General features: G+C 72.1%; 18 protein-coding genes. 8 read left to right on the top strand and 10 right to left on the bottom strand.

The annotated features are described in order from the left end of the window. Nucleotides 1-14 precede the first annotated feature (14 nt). A complete protein-coding gene (locus IH09_RS28235; protein ID WP_052860330.1) occupies nt 15-563 on the bottom strand; it encodes a TetR/AcrR family transcriptional regulator in 549 nt (182 codons plus the stop codon). 468 nt (nt 564-1,031) lie between these two features. On the opposite strand from IH09_RS28235, the gene IH09_RS28240 reads away from it, so the two are divergent. Beyond that, nucleotides 1,032-2,216 carry an alpha/beta hydrolase gene (locus IH09_RS28240; RefSeq protein WP_052860331.1) on the top strand — a complete coding sequence of 395 codons (1,185 nt, stop codon included), beginning with the start codon at nt 1,032-1,034 and terminating at the stop codon, nt 2,214-2,216. Nucleotides 2,217-2,299: 83 nt separating this feature from the next. On the opposite strand, the gene IH09_RS28245 is transcribed toward IH09_RS28240, so the two are convergent. Continuing rightward, nucleotides 2,300-4,069, bottom strand: a complete 1,770-nt coding sequence (locus tag IH09_RS28245) for an ATP-binding protein (RefSeq protein WP_052860332.1) — start codon at nt 4,067-4,069, stop codon at nt 2,300-2,302. A gap of 445 nt (nt 4,070-4,514) precedes the next feature. On the opposite strand from IH09_RS28245, the gene IH09_RS28250 reads away from it, so the two are divergent. Then, nucleotides 4,515-5,018: a hypothetical protein gene (locus IH09_RS28250; protein WP_052860333.1), complete on the top strand. Its 504-nt coding sequence runs from the start codon at nt 4,515-4,517 to the stop codon at nt 5,016-5,018. 104 nt (nt 5,019-5,122) lie between these two features. Here IH09_RS28250 and IH09_RS28255 read toward each other — a convergent pair whose 3' ends face one another. The 4 genes from IH09_RS28255 to IH09_RS28270 all read right to left on the bottom strand — a co-directional run bounded on the left by IH09_RS28255 (nt 5,123) and on the right by IH09_RS28270 (nt 7,834). Then, nucleotides 5,123-5,836 carry an IclR family transcriptional regulator gene (locus tag IH09_RS28255; protein ID WP_052860334.1) on the bottom strand — a complete coding sequence of 238 codons (714 nt, stop codon included), beginning with the start codon at nt 5,834-5,836 and terminating at the stop codon, nt 5,123-5,125. An 86-nt stretch (nt 5,837-5,922) separates the two neighbouring features. Further along, complete coding sequence (locus tag IH09_RS28260) at nt 5,923-6,498, bottom strand: DJ-1/PfpI family protein (protein WP_052860335.1); 576 nt, start codon at nt 6,496-6,498, stop codon at nt 5,923-5,925. A 146-nt stretch (nt 6,499-6,644) separates the two neighbouring features. Further along, the gene (locus IH09_RS28265; protein WP_110952635.1) at nt 6,645-7,004 is read right to left on the bottom strand and encodes a DUF397 domain-containing protein; all 360 of its coding nucleotides are present in this window, start codon (nt 7,002-7,004) and stop codon (nt 6,645-6,647) included. Then, nucleotides 7,001-7,834 (bottom strand): helix-turn-helix domain-containing protein, encoded by an 834-nt coding sequence (locus tag IH09_RS28270; RefSeq protein ID WP_052860355.1) that lies wholly within the window; start codon nt 7,832-7,834, stop codon nt 7,001-7,003. The genes IH09_RS28265 and IH09_RS28270 overlap by 4 nt, the downstream gene beginning before the upstream one ends. A 126-nt stretch (nt 7,835-7,960) precedes the next feature. Here IH09_RS28270 and IH09_RS28275 point away from each other — a divergent pair, with 126 nt between their 5' ends. From IH09_RS28275 to IH09_RS28295, 6 genes are all read left to right on the top strand, one after another. Then, the gene (locus tag IH09_RS28275; RefSeq protein ID WP_052860336.1) at nt 7,961-8,413 is read left to right on the top strand and encodes a hypothetical protein; all 453 of its coding nucleotides are present in this window, start codon (nt 7,961-7,963) and stop codon (nt 8,411-8,413) included. 164 nt (nt 8,414-8,577) lie between these two features. Continuing rightward, nucleotides 8,578-8,889, top strand: coding sequence for a hypothetical protein (locus IH09_RS28280; protein WP_052860337.1), 312 nt, complete (start codon nt 8,578-8,580; stop codon nt 8,887-8,889). Between the two features lie 32 nt (nt 8,890-8,921). Then, nucleotides 8,922-9,146: a hypothetical protein gene (locus IH09_RS40285; RefSeq protein ID WP_240150628.1), complete on the top strand. Its 225-nt coding sequence runs from the start codon at nt 8,922-8,924 to the stop codon at nt 9,144-9,146. Beyond that, a complete protein-coding gene (gene blsF, locus IH09_RS28285; protein WP_110952636.1) occupies nt 9,134-10,069 on the top strand; it encodes a CGA synthase-related protein in 936 nt (311 codons plus the stop codon). Before IH09_RS40285 ends, blsF begins: the two co-directional genes overlap by 13 nt. A gap of 280 nt (nt 10,070-10,349) precedes the next feature. Then, nucleotides 10,350-11,708: an ATP-grasp domain-containing protein gene (locus tag IH09_RS28290; protein ID WP_190233438.1), complete on the top strand. Its 1,359-nt coding sequence runs from the start codon at nt 10,350-10,352 to the stop codon at nt 11,706-11,708. A gap of 96 nt (nt 11,709-11,804) precedes the next feature. Next, on the top strand, nt 11,805-13,043 hold the full coding sequence (locus IH09_RS28295) for an MFS transporter (RefSeq protein WP_052860338.1): 1,239 nt from the start codon (nt 11,805-11,807) through the stop codon (nt 13,041-13,043). 353 nt (nt 13,044-13,396) lie between these two features. On the opposite strand, the gene IH09_RS28305 is transcribed toward IH09_RS28295, so the two are convergent. The 4 genes from IH09_RS28305 to IH09_RS28315 all read right to left on the bottom strand — a co-directional run bounded on the left by IH09_RS28305 (nt 13,397) and on the right by IH09_RS28315 (nt 16,265). Further along, nucleotides 13,397-14,008 carry a nucleoside triphosphate pyrophosphatase gene (locus tag IH09_RS28305; RefSeq protein WP_052860358.1) on the bottom strand — a complete coding sequence of 204 codons (612 nt, stop codon included), beginning with the start codon at nt 14,006-14,008 and terminating at the stop codon, nt 13,397-13,399. 62 nt (nt 14,009-14,070) lie between these two features. Next, nucleotides 14,071-15,558, bottom strand: a complete 1,488-nt coding sequence (locus IH09_RS28310; RefSeq protein ID WP_052860340.1) for a peptidoglycan D,D-transpeptidase FtsI family protein — start codon at nt 15,556-15,558, stop codon at nt 14,071-14,073. A gap of 193 nt (nt 15,559-15,751) precedes the next feature. Next, nucleotides 15,752-15,877 (bottom strand): morphogenic membrane protein MmpB, encoded by a 126-nt coding sequence (gene mmpB, locus IH09_RS40290; protein WP_275126195.1) that lies wholly within the window; start codon nt 15,875-15,877, stop codon nt 15,752-15,754. Between the two features lie 172 nt (nt 15,878-16,049). After that, on the bottom strand, nt 16,050-16,265 hold the full coding sequence (locus tag IH09_RS28315) for an acyl-CoA carboxylase epsilon subunit (RefSeq protein ID WP_052860341.1): 216 nt from the start codon (nt 16,263-16,265) through the stop codon (nt 16,050-16,052). Nucleotides 16,266-16,302: the final 37 nt, after the last annotated feature.

Consider the following 16,302-nt stretch of genomic DNA (forward strand, 5'->3'; position numbering starts at 1 on the left):
GGCGCACGGCCCCCTCAGCGGCCCTTGAGACCGCTGAGGGTGAGGGTCAGCAGCCGGTCGGCCAGCTCCGGGTCGTCCGGCGACTCCTCGGCGGCCAGCGCGATGCCGTTCGTCAGCTGCATCAGATCGCCGATGTTCACATCGGGGCGTACGGCGCCGGCCCGCTGGGCGCGGGTCAGCAGTGCGCCGCCCGCTTCGCGCATCGGCACGCTGCACCGCGCCATCCCCGAACTGTCGTCCACCGACGCGGACATCAGCGCGCGCGACAGACCGCGGTAGGTGGTGGCGTGCGTGATGATCGCGCGCAGCCATTCGACCAGCGCCGCACACGGCTGCGGCGCGTCCGCCAGCTCCCGGGCCTGCGCCAGCAGCGCGTCCACCTCCCCCTGGAAGACCGCGCCCATCAGGGCCGTGCGGTGGGGGAAGTGCCGGTAGAGCGTGCCGATGCCGACGCCCGCGCGGCGCGCGATGTCCTCCAGCGACGTGTCCGTGCCGTGCTCGGTGAAGGCGGTACGGGCCACGGTCAGCAGCCGCTCGTAGTTGCGGCGGGCGTCGGCCCGCATGGGGCGTACGGCGTGTGCCGGGGTCCCGGTGGCGGCGGGCGTCCCCGCTCCCGCCCCCGGCGGCGCGTGCGCCACCGACGCCTCTGTCGCGGGGCGCTGCCCGGTTTGCCGCTGCCCTGCCGTGTCGGTCGCCATCGCCGTCCTCCCTCGACCCGGCCGGTCCCGGCCCGGTGGGTCCAGGATGCCACTGCGCGCTCGGCCGCCGCCGCCGCTCGGGGCGGCGCCCCCGTGTCCGTGGCCGGACCGCGGCGCCCCGCGGGCACCCCCGCTCCCCGCGGGACCGGTTGCGGGGCGGCGGCCGGCGGATGAAGCACCGGCGTACCGCGGTGGGCGGGTGCCCGAACACCTCGGCGAGGTCGCAACGCCGCCGTCCCAAGAGCCATCAAACCTGGCGCAATGAGGTCTTCCGGACGCGTCCGGGACCGCTGGAGAACGCCGTACCCGGCGCCGGGACACTGGGGAAACATCATGGGACTGACCAGCCGAACGCTGTTGTACACCATGGTGGTGGTCGCCGTGGTCTGTGTGGGGCTCACGGTCTGGCAGTGGCCCCGGTTCGCCCGGCGCGGGCCGCGGGCGGTGTGCGGGCGGCTCGGCATGCTGGTCGCCACCCAGCTGGCCATCGTCGCCGCGCTCGGCCTCGCGGTGAACACCAACTTCCAGTTCTACGCCTCCTGGAAGGAACTGCTCGGCCTGTACGACGACGCCCCGGCCGCTGCCGGCAAATGGGGTGACGCGGGGCTGGCCGGGCCCGCCGGGGACCCGTCGAAGGGCCTCGTCCAGGCGTCGGGGCCGGACGGTCTGGACAAGGTGCACGGGCTGCCGACGGGCCCGCCGCAGACGGCCGGCAAGGTGGAGACCGTACGGATCGTCGGCAAGCGGACCCGGGTCGTGAACCCCGCGTACGTCTATCTGCCGCCGCAGTACTTCCAGCCGCAGTACGCCCGGCAGCGGTTCCCCGTCGTCGTCGCGCTGAGCGGCTATCCGGGCGGCACGTTCCTGCTGGGGCAGCATCTGCGGCTGCCGCAGACCGCCGCCGGGCTGATCCGGGACGGGAAGATGCAGCCGACCGTCATCGTGATGCTGCGGCCCACCATCGCGCCGCCGCGCGACACCCAGTGCGTCGACGTGCCGGGCGGGCCGCAGGCCGAGACGTTCTTCGTGCGCGATGTGCCGGACGCCCTGAAGTCGCACTACCGCGTCGGCCGCGACCCGGGCGGCTGGGGCGTGCTCGGCTACTCCTCGGGCGGCAGCTGCGCCCTCCAGCTGGCCATGCGCCACCCCCGGACGTACCCCTCGGCGGTGGCCCTCTCGCCCGACTACAAGGTCGCCAACGACGCCACCACCGGCAATCTCTTCGGCGACGGCAAGGACCGGATACGCCGCAGGCAGGAGCACGACCTGATGTGGCGGCTCAGGGAGCTGCCCGCCCCGCAGGTGAACGTCCTGGTGGGCACCAGCAGCTCGGGGGAGAAGAACTATCCGGCCGCCCAGGCGTTCCTGGGCGCGGTCAAGGCCCCGATGCGGGCGGACTCCATCGTCCTCGACCACGGCAGCCACAACTTCGCCACCTGGCGGCGCGAACTGCCCGCGGCGCTCCAGTGGATGGGCAAATCGCTGACCTTCCCGGAGGACGTCGTCGGAACCTCGTAGCGGCCACGCCGGACGGGGAGCGAACGCGTGGGGCGCCCGGCGGAAATCCGCCGGGCGCCCCACGCGCGAAGACTCTCGCTACGTCAGTCCTTGATCTCGCAGATCACGGCGCCGGAGCTGAGGGACGCGCCGACCTCGGCGGTCAGCCCCTTGATGGTGCCGGCCCGGTGCGCGTTGAGCGGCTGCTCCATCTTCATCGCCTCCAGGACGACGACCAGTTCGCCCTCGGCGACCTGCTGGCCCTCCTCGACGGCGACCTTGACGATGGTGCCCTGCATCGGGGAGGCGAGCGCATCGCCGGAGGCGGCGCTGCCGGACTTCCGGGCGGCCTTGCGCTTGGGCTTGGCGCCACCGGCGACCGCGGCGCGGGCCAGCGGCATCCCGAGCGAGGAGGGCAGCGAGACCTCCAGGCGCTTGCCGCCGACCTCGACGACGACCGTCTCGCGGCTGTCCGCCTCGGCCTCGTCCGTACCGGGCGCGGTGAACGCCGGGATCTCGTTCTTGAACTCGGTCTCGATCCACCGGGTGTGGACCGTGAACGGGTCGGCGGAACCGGTCAGTTCGGGCGCGAACGCCGGGTCCCTGACGACCGTGCGGTGGAAGGGGATGGCGGTGGCCATGCCCTCGACGGTGAACTCGTCCAGCGCACGGGCCGCGCGCTGGAGCGCCTCCTCGCGGGTGGCGCCGGTGACGATCAGCTTGGCGAGCAGCGAGTCCCAGGCGGGGCCGATGACGCTGCCGGACTCCACGCCCGCGTCCAGGCGCACACCGGGACCGGTGGGGCCGTCGAAGCGGGTGACGGTGCCGGGGGCGGGCAGGAAGCCGCGGCCCGGGTCCTCGCCGTTGATGCGGAACTCGAAGGAGTGGCCGCGCCCCGCGGGGTCGTCGTAGCCGAGCTCCTCGCCGTCCGCGATCCGGAACATCTCGCGGACCAGGTCGATGCCGGCGACCTCTTCGGTGACCGGGTGCTCCACCTGGAGACGGGTGTTGACCTCCAGGAAGGAGATGGTGCCGTCCTGGCCGACGAGGAATTCGCAGGTCCCGGCGCCGACGTAGCCGGCCTCCTTGAGGATGGCCTTGGAGGCGCGGTACAGCTCGGCGTTCTGCGCGTCCGACAGGAACGGCGCGGGGGCCTCCTCCACCAGCTTTTGGTGGCGGCGCTGGAGCGAGCAGTCCCGGGTCGAGACGATGACGACGTTGCCGTGCTGGTCGGCCAGGCACTGGGTCTCGACGTGCCGGGGGCGGTCGAGGTAGCGCTCGACGAAGCACTCGCCGCGGCCGAAGGCGGCGACCGCCTCGCGGACCGCGGAGTCGTACAGCTCCGGGACCTCTTCGAGGGTGCGGGCGACCTTCAGGCCGCGGCCGCCGCCGCCGAAGGCCGCCTTGATGGCGATCGGCAGGCCGTGCTCGCTGGCGAAGGCGACGACCTCGTCCGCGCCGGAGACCGGGTCGGGGGTGCCGGCGACCAGCGGCGCACCGGCGCGCTGGGCGATGTGCCGGGCGGCGACCTTGTCGCCGAGGTCCCGGATGGCCTGCGGGGGCGGGCCGATCCAGGTCAGGCCCGCGTCGAGGACGGCCTGCGCGAACTCGGCGTTCTCGGAGAGGAAGCCGTAACCCGGGTGAATGGCGTCCGCGCCGGAATCGGCGGCGGCCGCAAGGACTTTGGCGATGTCCAGGTAGCTGGTGGCAGGTGTGTCACCGCCCAGGGCGTACGCCTCGTCTGCCGCGCGGACGTGCAGGGCGTCCCGGTCAGGGTCGGCATAGACGGCTACGCTCCCGATCCCGGCATCCCGGCATGCACGGGCAACGCGGACAGCGATTTCGCCACGGTTGGCGATGAGCACCTTGCGCACGATGGCTCCTCCCTTGAAACAAGCCGAGTTTAGGGACTGGCGACACCGCGTGCCGACCCGCTCCCCGGGGTGACCTTGCCCACACGGAGCGTCCGGAGAGCGTTACTGGAGGGCCGTAGTTCCCTGATATCCCAGGGTAGGCCCGGATTTCGCGGTTCCGGACGAGGCTGTGGTGTGGCCTAGGTCTCGGGGTGTGGCCGTTCAGCGGTTCGTCAATTCTTTGTGGAGTCCCTACGAATGGGCGAAGGAATCTTTGCGGGCGGCCGTGGCGGGGACGGCGCGCCCGACGACGGCCGGACGCACCCCGCGCAGACCCTTGCCCCGGCCATTACCCGTTAGTAGCGTGCGGGATGTCTTCCGTACTCGCGGTAACAGGGGCGGGCGGGGGCGGGCAGGGGGTGGCACGCGGCTACGGGGCGCGCGGGCCCCACGACGGCGGAAGTGGGTGGGCGGGGTGGCGGCGCGCAGGCCGGTGGCCTTGGTGACGGCGGCGGTACTGGTCCTGGAGGCGCTCGGGACCGTGCTCCTCAACTGGGTCCTGAGCATCGTCGTGGACCGGCAGCAGATGTCGCTGGCTGGGCTGGAACCGCACGCGATGTCCGCCGGAGCCTGGCTGGCCGGTCTGCTCTTCGGCCTCTACCTCCTCTGCTGCGCCGTCGTCCCGCTCCGCGCCGCACTGCGCGACCGCGCCCCCGGCCGCTTCGCCCGCGCCCTGCTGATCAGCTGCGCGGTCGTCAACGGGCTGCTCGGCGCGGTCGCCTCGGCCCTGGTCGGCTGGCTCGCGTTCGTGGTGCTGATGGCCGTGCTGGGGCTGCTGGTACTGACGCTGGTGGCGTACGGCGCGCCACGGGGCGCGGCGGACGGGGCGGGTACGGGCGGCGTGCGCGCGGAGGGCGACGGCGGGCCGGGGGCGGCCGGGGGGCCGCCTGCTGCGCCTACGTCGGCTTGATGGGGGACGGGCGGACGGGGGGAGGGGCGCGGGCGTGGTGGGGCCGGGGTCGGAAGGGCGTCAGATTCGGGGCCGGGGGCGTCGGCTCCGGGGGCGTACGGCCGTCAGCGCAGTGCCGCTGTCTCTCGTCGGAGGGCCTCGGTGAGTGGGTCGCGCAGCCGGGCGAAGTCGGTCACCGGGAGGGCGGCGGACACCGCCGTCAGGGCGCCGTCAGCGGTGCGTACCGGAACCGCGACGCAGGCCATCCCGGACGCCGCCTCCTCCTGTTCGACGGCGATGCCCGTCCGCCGGACCTGCCGTAGCTCGCGCTCCAGGAGTTCCGGCGAGGTGAGGGTGCGGGTGGTGCGCGGGGCCATTCCGGTGGCCGCGAGGTACTGGCGGCGGGCCGCGCCGGGGAGCGCGGCGAGCAGGGCCTTGCCGTGCGCGGTGGCGTGCGCGTCGGGGTCCCGGCCGACCGAGAAGGCCGAGCCGGCGGGCGCCGTCACGCCGTCCACCACCGCGATCTCCCCATCCCGGTAGGTACTGAAGAAGACGTCCGCGCCGGAGACCCGGCGCAGCCGCAGCAGCACCTCGTGCACCCGCTCGTCGATCCGCAACTGCCGCTGGAAGGCGCGGTGCAGGGACGGCAGGCGGTAGCCGAGGGTGTACCCGGCGGGCGTACGGGCCAGATGGCCGCGGTCGGTGAGCGCGCCGAGCAGCGCGTAGACGGTGGACAGGCCGCAGTCCAGCCGGCGGGCCAGCGCCTTGGCGGTGACCGGGCCGGGCGCCTCGGCGACCGCGTCGAGCAGGTCCAGCGCCCGGTCGACGGACTGCGGCATGACGGCTCCCTCGGGGTGTGCGGACGGGCGTCCGCGGGCGGTACGACCCACCAGCCTCACACACCCCCGAGGCATCCTCGGAATGCTCAGCCCTCGGCGGACTCCACCGGCGCCTCCTTGCGCAGGACGCGCATGAAGGCGCGCATCCAGTCGGGGTGGTCGTTCCAGGCGCGGGCCGAGACGATATTGCCGTCCACCACCGCGGACGCGTCCACGAAGGTGCCGCCGCCCATCTCCACGTCCGGCGCGCAGGCGTTCCAGGCGGCGGTGCGGCGCCCCTTGAGCAGGCCGAGCGGGGCGAGCGCGATCGCCGCGTGGCAGATGTGCGCGACGGGCTTGCCGGTGTCGAAGAAGTGCGTGATCACGCGCCGGAAGTCGGGATCGTTGCGCAGGTACTCGGGCCCCCGGCCGCCGGGGATCACCACGGCGGCGTACGCGGCCGGATCGACCTCGGACAGCGCGAGATCGGACGGCCAGGAGTGCCCCTCGCGCTCCACGAACGTGTCGTAGCCCTCGACGAAGTCATGGACGACGAACCGCAGCTTCTTCCTGGACGGGGCCGCCACTCGCACCTCGTACCCCTCCTCCAGCAACCGCTGGTAGGGGTAGAAGAACTCCAGGTCCTCGGTGGCGTCCCCGGCGATGATCAGAATCTTGGGCATATGCGCACTCCTCGCGGTCGCGACGGGATCGAGCGGTGCCGCCATGATGCGGGTCACCCGGCGCCGGTCCGGAAATCGCGCGGGCGTTTTCCGGACCGGCCGGAAAACGCCCGGTCACGGCCGGTGGCGTGGCCTCGCGCGGCGTGTCAGCGCGTGGCGTGGGCGACGAAGGCCGCCCAGGCGCCGGGCGCGACGGTGAGTATCGCCCCGCCGGGGTTCTTGGAATCACGAATGTGGACGGCGGCGCCGGGGGCGGCTACCTCGACGCACTCGCCACCGCTGGCGCTGCTGTAACTGGACTTGCTCCAGCCGTAGGCAACTTCGACGCAGTCGCCGCCGCTGTCATGGCTGTGGCTGGACTTGCTCCAGTCGTAGGCGATCTCGATGCACTGGCCGCCGCTGTCATTGCTGTAGCTGGATTTGTGCCAGTCGTAGGCGACTTCAATGCACTCGCCGCCGCTTGAACTGCTGTGGCTCGACTTGAACCATCGCAGGGCGCCGCTCATAGTTCTCCCGCCAATTGGTGGATTAGGGCCATGGATTCATCCGGCCCGAGGGCCTGCGCGCGGATCTTCGCATACCGGTGTGAGTACGTGCTCACCTTTGCAGGGTCACTGATCAGCATGCCTTCGTCCTGTGGCTCCAGGTAGGTCAGATGTTCATGATCTACGGTCTCCAATAGCGTCAACGGTCCTCGATCCCCTGCGTGTTCCCCGCGCAAGCCGCAATTCAGTGGCAGGACCTGGATGGTCACGTTCCGCCGATCCGCGTATTCGCTGAGCGCACGCATCTGCCTGTGCATGATGCCGGGGTTGCCGATGTCCCGGCGGAGTACGGCCTCGTCAAGGACCAACTCGATCAGTGCAGTCGGCTCGCGGTCCAACAGCGCCTTGCGGGCCATCCGGGCTTCAACCAGCTCGTCCACCCGGCTCTCGATCAGCGGAGGGAACCCGCCGTCAATCAGCGCACGGGCGTACTCCTCAGTCTGGAACATCCCGTGGACCACCATCGTTTGGTACGAGCACAAGGTCAGCGCCGTCATCTCGATCAGCGCGAAGTCCGCGAACTGCCGTGGATACCTGTCCAACTGGATGTACTTCACAGCCTCCCTGAAGATCCCCAACCCCTGCCCCAGAACCTCCTCCAGTCCCAGCAGCATCTCCTCGCTCGGCGGTTGCGCGCCCGTTTCCATCGCGCTGATCGCGGACCCGGTGTACCCGATCTTCTTGCCCAGGTTTTCCTGGGTCAGCTTGGCGTGCTGGCGCAGGATGCGGGCGATATCCGCTGCCAGTCGAGTGGCCGTGGGGGCCGCCTTCTTGTTCTCTGCCCGCGCCATCGCGGTCACCGCCTTGATTCCAGTGGGCTCAACTCGGTTCGACGGCAGCCCGCACCCAGCGCACCGTGTTCGCGGATGCACGCTCCGTTATGGAAAACGCTAGCCCCGGCCACTGACACTTGCGCCATGAATACGGAAAGTGACCGGGCGAATCTCGGCTGGGTGCCCGCCAGCGGGCACCAACTGCGCATGGCGGGCGTCCACTTCGACGCCGTACGGGTTGACGGGGAGACCGGGCGGGATCTGGCCGACCTGATGGAGCGGCTGACGGGCGGGCGGCCCGGTCCGGTGATCGCGGAGGCGAACGGCCGGCGGTCGACGTACTTCCTCGTACCGCCCGGGAGTACGGGCCACCGGCCCTGGCCGCGGGAGGCCGAGCGGCTCACCGGCGGGCCGGGGCGGGTGAGTTACGTCCTCGTGCCCGCCCTGTACGGCTGGACCTGGCCGCTGTCCTGGCGCTGCGTGCCGACGCCGGACGGGCATCTGGTCCACGCGCTGCTGCTGCGCAACGCGCTCGCCGCCCTGCTGGCGACGGTGGGGCGAGCGGCGCCGGGGACCGTCCGGCCGTTCGGCGGCTGAGCGATTTTTCGCATGTGCGTGCAGTTGCAGCGAATGGCTGGATAGTGTCGTTAGGTGGTCTTGCGTCCCACTTCGTCGGTCAATGACCATAGTGTCTCGCCCATTTGCATCCGGCTGGCGGACGGCCCTTTCGGCCGTACCTCACGGAGGGGTTCGAGTCATTCATGGAGACGGATTCCACCGAAATCGCCGGGACGGCCGCCCTCGCGGGCGCCGGCTCAGGCCGGGGCGGCACCGGAGAGCCGAGCGCCGTCATCGCTGCGTTGCGTGACCGTTCCCCGGGGCCGCCGCGGTGCGCCGGGCCGGCGCCCCGGCCGGTCCGCACCCCGCCGGCGGAGCGCGGTACCGACCGGTGGTACGGCATCGCCGCCGGTGGCCGGGCGGCCGTCGCGCAGGTCGTGCGCGGCGAAGCGGTCACCGCCGGGCGGCCCGGGGCGCCGACCACGTACCGGCTCTCGCACCAAGACGTCGTCTAAGGACACCCCGCTACGACAGACCGGAAACCCGCATGAAGGAACGTCAGAGATATCTGTTCATCCGTATTCTGGAAGCCTCTAACGCGGATTGCTTCATGGGTGAATTCGCGCTCTCCCGCGATACGTTCCGCTTTTCGCCGACGGATTTCGCCGAGCTGCCGCCCCGGGCCGGCGACGGTCCGCGCGGGCCCCGCGCGGCCGCCCGATACCGCGACGACGTGGCCGGACTGGGGGCCGTACCGCCATGGCAGTACTGAGCGTGCCGTCCCCCAACGGACCGGTCCGGCAACGCGTCCTGCTGGTGGACGATGCCCGGCAGCTCGACTCGCTGACCGCCCGGCGCCGGGTCGCCGCCCACCTGGCGGAGCTGGAACTCGTCCACGGGGAGGAGGGGGCGGCGCCGGAGGGCCCGTGCCCGCATGCCGCGCTGGTCTGCGATGTGCCCGGCGCCGCCCGGGAACTGGCCGAACGGGAGGTGCCGGTGGTGTACCTGCACTCCGGCCACACCGCGGCGGAGCTGCCGGTCACCACGGCGGCGATCCGGCAGGTGCACGTACCGGCCTGGCTGCCGGGGCCGAAGCCGGTGAGCCGGGAGGGCGCCCAGCCCACCGGGGTACTGGCGCCCGGCCGCCTCGGACGGGACCGGAAGCGCTCCGGGAGCCTGCTCCTCTTCTCGGCGTACGGCGTGAGCGGCGGTGCGGCCGAGGTGTACGCGGAGCTGACGCTCCGGCCGCTGGCCGAGGAGGCGGTACGGCGTACCGGACGGTGCGATGTGGTGTACGACACCGGGGCCGAGGGGGTGCGGGAGGCGCTCGCCCCGGTCGAGGGGGTGCGGGTGCACCTGGCCCGGGAGGTGGACGCCGACGCGCTGCACGCCGCGGCCGAGGTGTTCCTCGCGTCGCCGACGCTCACCGCCGTCTCGCTGGCGCAGGCGCGCCGCGCCCCGCTGACCTTCCTGCCGGCGCTGGGGCCCGGTCAGGAGGACCTGGCCCGCCGTACGGGTCAGGTGGTGCCGGTCGGCACGGTCGGGGACCCCGCGGAACCGGGCCTGTGGCCGCCGTACGGGCAGGGGACGCGGTCGCCGTGGAGCGCGGTGGACGCGGCCGCGGACGATCTGCGGGGCGCGCAACGGGTCGCCAGGCGCGTACGTCAACTCGCCCTGGCGCCGACGACGTTCTGAGCGGGCCCCTGATTCCGTCGATCCCCTGATTCGCCGGTCCGCCGATTCCGCCGGATTTCCCGGACCTCTCGGTCACCCGGAACCTTCACGAAGTTCGTTCGTCACGACTGTCCGCTGCCGAATCCGTTGCCGAATCCACCGCCGTTGAGCCTGTCGCCGAGTTCGCCGCCGATTCCGCCATCACGCCTGTGCCATCACGTCCGCCGTCGATCCCGTCATCGATCCCGTCATCGATCCCGTCATCGAGTCTGCCGTCGAGTTCGCTTGGACCGGAGAACTGATGCCCCACACGAATGCCGAGACCGGCCGGATTCCGGCCGCCCGCACCACCCGGCCGGATATCACCGACGAGCCCCCGCCTGTATGTCCGGTCGGCGCCGGAGAGGCTGTGGACGCGGCGCCGGGCCCCGTCCTGCTGCTGGCGGACGACCGCCCCTGCGCCTTCGGCCGCTACGCGGCCCGGCGCGGCCCCGAAGAGCTGGTGCTGCTGCGGTTCGAGGACGCGTCCGGCGAGCTGCCGACCGACTACCTGCGCGAGACCGCCCATCTGCCCGCTTTCTGGATCCGGCAGGACGTACCGCTCGAAACGGAGGCGGCGCGCTATCTGTCGTGGATCGAGGGGCGGTCCGCCCGGCCGACGCGGTTCTGCAACCCCTCCGAGCCCCGCCAGGACATCGCCCAGCGCTTCGCGCGGTTCGTCGGGCTCCCGCACTTGACGGAACGTCAAGTTCTCTGGGTGCGGGACAAGGCCGCGATGAAGGACCGGTTCCGGGCCCTGGGCCTGCGCACCGCCGCGTACCAACGGGTCCGCACGGACACCCAGGTGCGGCGCTTCGCGGCCGCCCACGGATGGCCCCTGGTGCTCAAGCCCGTCGACTCCTTCGCCTGTATCGACACCTTCCTGCTGCACGGCCCCGAGGACCTGCGGGAGGTGGACCTGGCCGCCCGCCGCTGGATGGTGGAGCAGTACCTGTGCGGTACGGAGTGGGAGGTGTGCGCGCTGGTCCACAACGGCGCGGTGCCGGACGTCTGGCCGAGCGCGCTGCCGTGCCGGCCGCTGGACACCGTCGACGGCGCGATGAACGCCCACATCAGCGTCGGCAGCGGGCCGGGGCCGGTGACGGATGTGGCGACGCTGGTCCAACGTGTCGTCGGCGGGATGCGGATCGATCACGGCTATCTGCACATGGAGTTCTTCGAGATCGACGGCCAGGCGTACGCGGGCGAGGTCGGACTCCGGCCGGCCGGGTGCGAGATCGCCGCCAACCACGGTCACGCCTACGGATTCGACATCTTCGGCGCCATCCTCGACGTCTACACCGGCCGGCGGCCCGCGCTGGAGTACGGCGAGCGGCGGTGCGTGGGCGATCTGCTGCTGCCGCTGCCGGCCACCGGAACCGTCAAGGGGATCACCTCGCGGGAGGAGCTGCTGCGGCTGCCGGGGGTCCTCGACGCCGTACTGCGGATCGCCCCGGGCGACCGGGTCACCGCCCGCCGCGCCTCGCACAGCTCGTCCGGATACGTCCATATCGAGGGCGATACGGCGGCCGAGGTGGAGACGCGTATGCGCGGGGTGCTGGCGCGGTTCCGTATCGAGGTAGTGGCGGATGCGGAGGGTGCGGTGGCGCTGTCCCCCTGAACGCGGGAGGTGAAGACGCGACGGCCGGCCCCGTCCGTGGCGGGCGGCGAGTGACGGACAACGAGTACCGAACCAGGAACGGAGCGCTGAACAGCGATGATCGGGATGTTCCGGCGGTTCCGGCGATTGCTGACCCGTCGGCATGTGGCGGGGCCCGCCTGGTGGAGCGTGGTCTCCCGACTGCCCGTCTACCTCATGTCGCTGGCCACGGTGCTGGTGGTACGGGAGCAGGGCGGCAGCTATGCCCAGGCCGGGCTGGTGTCCGCGCTCTACACCGTGGGCATGGCCCTGGGCAGTCCGTTCCTGGCCCGCCGCGCCGACCGGGACGGGCGGCGCGGCGTCCTGCTCGCCACCGGTCTGGTCTACCCGCCGGCGCTCGCCGTCCTCGTCTGGGGGACCGGTCCCGGCACCCCCGGCCAGCTCGTGCTGGCGGTCGTCGCGGGTGCCGCGCTGCCGCCCGCCAACCCGTGCATGCGCTCCCTGTGGGCGCGCCTCCCGCTCCACGAGGAGGAGCGGGAGACCGCCTACCTGTGGGAGGCGCTGATCACCGAACTGCTGGCCATCGGCGCCCCGTTGATCCTCGCCGTGCTCATGGCCACCGACTCGGCGGGCACGGCCCTCACCACCATCGCCGCGCTGGGCGGCACCGGGGCGCTCGGTCTCGCGCTCACCCCGCTCCCCGGGGAGGCGGGGGAGAAGGGCCACCCGGCGCGTACGGAGCCCGGTGCCCCGCCCAGCGTGCTGGGGCCGCTGCGCGAACCCCCCATACGCGCGCTGACCGGGGTGATGGTGGTCGCGGCCGTGCCGATCGGCCTGATGACGCTGGCCATCCCGGCCTTCGTCGACCGGCACGGCACCCCCGGACATACCGGTGTCGTGTGCGCCTGCTGGGGCATCGGCAGCGCACTGGGCGCCGTGTGGCTGGGGCGCTCCCAGGCGGAGTGGCCGGTGCACCGGCGGTTCCCCTGGCTGCTGCTGACGTACGCGGCCGGCACCGCGCTGCCGCTGCTGGCCACCTCGGAATGCACCCTGGGCCTCGCGCTCGCGGTCGGCGGCGCGCCCGTCGCGCTGATCTCGGTGAGCGAAATGGTCCTGGTCAGCACCCTGAACGACAGCCGGCTGCTGACCGAGGCGTTCACCTGGGCGTCGCTGGCGACCGTCGCGGGCCAGGCGGTGGGGCAGCAACTGGGCGGCCTGCTGGTCGAGCCGCTGGGTCCGCACGGTGTGTTCGCGGCCGCCGTCGGTGCGTCACTGGTCACCGCCCTCGGGGCATTCGCCTGCCGCGGCCTGTTCGCCAAGGGGATGCTCGCACCGATCCCGGCCACGGCGGGCTGACGCGCCCCGGTCCCCCCGGGCGTCTTCCGACCGGTCTCGGCGGAGGAACTTCTGTCGGCGGTACGGGAGTTCTTGGACGGGGCCATGGCGCTACCGGTCCCCGTACCGGTCGACGGGCCGCCCCGGCCTGGCGGCGAGCACCGGGCCGGCGAGCCGCCGCTACGACCGCACCGGGCGTCCCGCCCCGCTCGGCCCGGGGAACTGCCCGACGGGCTCGCCGAGCCGGCCCGGCCGCTCGCCCGGACCCGGCTGCCGCCGGGCGACCGCCGCACGTCGGGCCACGAGGCGCGCGGTACGCCGCCGGTCGTCGGCGCGTACCGGCAGGAGACCGGGCAGGCCGTCGGCCCCGCCGCTCAGCTCCACAGATCGGTGATCGCGATGTCCAGATCGGCGAGCAGCCGGCGCAGCAGCGGCAGGGACAGGCCGATGACATTGCCCGGGTCGCCGTCGATACCGTCGATGAAGGGGGCGGAGCGGCCGTCGAGGGTGAAGGCGCCCGCCACGGAGAGGGGTTCACCGCTGGCGACATAGGCGGTGATCTCGGCGTCGGTGGGCTCGCCGAAGCGGACGGTGGTCGAGGCGGTGGCGGAGACCCGGCGGCCGGTCGCGGTGTCGATGACGCAGTGGCCGGTCTGCAGCACCCCCGAGCGGCCGCGCATCGACTTCCAGCGGGCGGTCGCGTCCTCGGCGTCCACGGGCTTGCCGAGCGCCTGGCCGTCCAGCTCCAGCACCGAGTCGCAGCCGACGACGAGGGCGCCGCCGGCCTCCGGGCGGGCGGCGACCGCGACCGCCTTGGCCTCGGCCAGGACGCGGGCCAGCTCGCCCGGCGTCGGAGCGGTGAGCGCGTCCTCGTCCACGCCGCTGACGACGACCTCCGGCGCCAGCCCGGCCTGCCGCAGCAGACCCAGCCGGGCGGGGGACTGGGAGGCGAGAACGAGACGGCGGGGGCGGGGCTCTTCGGTCATGCCGCCATCGTACGGAGCCGCCCGCGCCGCCCGGCCGGCCGCACCCCCCACTTCCTCTCCCGCTACTTCTTCAGCACGGCTTCCATGACCGACTTGGCGATCGGGCCGCCGAGGGCGCCGCCCATGATCTCCGAGCGCGGGATGTCCATGTCCTTGGGGTCCACGAAGACGGCGACCGCGACCGGGGAGCCGCCGTCCTTGTCCTTGGCGTAGGAGACGAACCAGGCGTAGGGGCGCTCGTCCTTGACGTCGGCGCCGTGCTGGGCGGTGCCGGTCTTGCCGCCGACCGTGACGCCGTCGATCTTCGCCTTCTTCGCGGTGCCGTCCGAGACGGTGTACTCCATCATCTCCTGCACCTTCTTCGCGGTGCCCTCGGAGACGGCCTGCGGGTCCTTCGGGTTCAGCGGGGTCGGCTCGAACTTCTCGATCGCGGACAGGTCGGGGCCGCGCAGCTCCTCGACCATGTACGGCTTCATCAGCTTGCCGTTGTTGGCGAGCCCGGCGGTGACCATGGCCATCTGGAGCGGGGTGCTGGTCAGGCTGCCCTGGCCCATACCGGTCAGCGCGGTCTGCGGCTGGTCGAGCTTGGCGGGGTACAGGCTCTCCGCCGAGCGGACGGGCGTGAACTGCTCCTTGTTGAAGCCGAACTTCTCCGCCGTCTCGCGCATCTTGTCCGTGCCGACCTTGTGCGCGGCGTCCAGGAAGACGTTGTTGCAGGACCACTGCATACCGGTCTTCATGGAGACCTTGTCGCACAGCGAGTTGTCGACGTCGTTGCCGACCTGGGTATGGGTCTGCGGGAGGGTGTACGGGGCGGGCGCGCCGGAGGGGGCGTTGATGTCGGTGACCGCACCGCTCTCCAGGGCCGCCGCCGCCGTGAGGATCTTGAAGGTCGAGCCGGGGGCGTAGGTCTCGCGCAGCGCGCGGTTGCTCATCGGCTTGCTCTTGTCCTTGTCCAGCGCCAGGAACTTCTCGCTCTCCGCGGTCGTGTTCCCGGCGAAGACGGACGGGTCGTACGAGGGCGAACTGGCCATCGCGAGGATCTTGCCGCTGCGCGGGTCGATGGCGACCACCGCGCCCTTGGCGCCCTTGAGGCTGGTCAGCCCCTGGTAGGCGGCCTTCTGCGCCTTCTCGTCGATGGTGGTGATCACATCGCCGCCGCGCGGCTTCTTACCGGTGAGGATGTCCTGGGCCCGGTTGAAGAAGAGCCGGCTGTCCTTGCCGTTGAGGACCTTCTCGTAGACGCCCTCCAGGAAGTTGGGGCCCTGGCTCTGCGAGGCGTAGCCGGTGATGGGGGCGTACATCGGACCGTCCTTGAACGTCCGCTTGTACTTGTAGTCGCCCTTGGTCGCCACGGAGCCGGTGATCGGATTGCCGCCGACGATGATGTTGCCGCGCGGGTAGGAGTACGCCTCGATCTTGACCCGGCGGTTGTTCGTGTCGTTCGCGAGGGAATCGCTCTGGACGAACTGGACCCAGGTCACGCGCACCAGCAGGGCCAGCACCAGGACCCCGCAGAAAACGGCAATACGCCTCAGCGGCCGGTTCATCGCTCTCCCACTCCACACGCGGACATGCGGTCAGCGAGGACACATGGCCGGATTTGCGTTCTTCGAGAGAGAAAGATGAGTTTCAGCGGCACATGGTTGCGGTGGCGGAATGTGAGGGTTGCCTCCCGCCCGGCGGGAACACCGGGCCACTCCCGCCGAAACGCCCGGCCGCTTCCGCCGGAATACCGGGCCGCTACCAGACGAGCAGGACCATCAGCAGCACCGCCGCCACCGCCAGCACGATCCCCAGCCGGCGGAGCTTGATCTGCGCGTCACGCAGCTCCTCGGGGGGTTCATCGGGCGGATCGGACCACAGCATGCCATCGATCCTGCGCCCGTCTCCGGCGGCCGCGCCTGAGTACGCGTACTCAGACGGAAGGGCGCGAAGGACTAGTCGGTGCACTATGCACCGACCGGTCCGCCCCCGCGCTCCGCCCGCCGGGGCACCTCCGGATTTCCGTAGGTGGCCCCCGGCGCTCAGCCCCCGGACCTCAGCGCGGCCAGTAGCTCGTACGCCAGGCCCGCGGGCCCGGGTGCGGCAGCCGGCGCGCCGGAATCCTGGCCGCCGGATCGGACCACTCGTCGCCGGGGTCCGGTCCCGGCACCACGGCGGCCGCGGCCGCCGCCGCCGACGCGCGGGCCCGGACCACCGCGAGAGCGGCGGCCAGTTCCTCAGGGGTCGGATTGCCCCGTACGACCTTGATCATCGGGAACGCCTCCTTGGATGGTTGTCGCCGGACCGCA

It is taken from the genome of Streptomyces celluloflavus, assembly GCA_000720995.1.
GTDB classification, from domain to species: Bacteria; Actinomycetota; Actinomycetes; order Streptomycetales; family Streptomycetaceae; genus Streptomyces; species Streptomyces celluloflavus.